Consider the following 828-nt stretch of genomic DNA (forward strand, 5'->3'; position numbering starts at 1 on the left):
GCGCTGAGCTTGGCGAGCAACACCGCCAGGGCGGCCTGCATCACCATGAAGCTGGTCGCGTTGTGCTCACGGGCCACACTGCGCACCCGCTGCTGCAGCTCGGCCGGCCACTCCACCGCCACGCTGGCGCCGCGCTGATCGATCACCGGCGGGTAGGGCCGATCGGTGGGCAACGCCAGCCGCTCGGGCATCCCGGCCAGCGCCTGCTCCCAATAGGCCAGCTGTGCGCCGATGCGGCTGTCACTGTCCTCGAGATCACCGAACTGCGCGCGCTGCCACAGCGTGTAATCGGCATACTGCACCGGCAACGGCGCCCAATCGGGGGCTTGCCCCGCACACCGGCTGGCAAAGGCCACACCCAGATCAGCCACCAGCGGGGCGATCGACAGGCCATCAGCGGCGATATGGTGCACCGCGGCCACCAGCACATGCTCGTCATCGGCGACACGGAAAAGTGTTGCCCGCAACGGGATTTCGGTGGCTAAGTCAAACGGGTGACGCGTCGCGGTGTCGATCGCCTCATCCAGCTGTGTTGTCGACCAGCCGGTGGCATCGATGATCTGCCAGCCCAAGTCGGCTAGCTCTGGGGACACCACCAACTGCCGGGCGATCCCGTCGGGGGCGACGAACAGGGTGCGCAGGCTCTCGTGGCGGCCCACCACATCGGCCAGCGCCGCACCCAACGCCTCTGCATCCAGCCGCCCGCTCAGCCGCAACGCCACCGCCATGTTGTAAACCGGTGACGGCCCCTGCAACTGGTCGATAAACCACAACCGCTGCTGGGCAAACGACAACGGCACCACCGCCGGCCGCTCCACCGCCACCAAC

The 828-nt window shown here is 67.9% G+C and carries 1 protein-coding gene; it reads right to left on the reverse strand.

Going from position 1 to position 828, the window contains the following annotated elements; genetic code table 11:
- Positions 1-828, reverse strand: an 828-nt coding sequence (locus A5760_RS25060; RefSeq protein ID WP_231122743.1) for a condensation domain-containing protein, incomplete at both ends; no start/stop codon positions are given.

The organism is Mycobacterium colombiense, from assembly GCF_001665835.1.
GTDB lineage: Bacteria > Actinomycetota > Actinomycetes > Mycobacteriales > Mycobacteriaceae > Mycobacterium > Mycobacterium colombiense_A.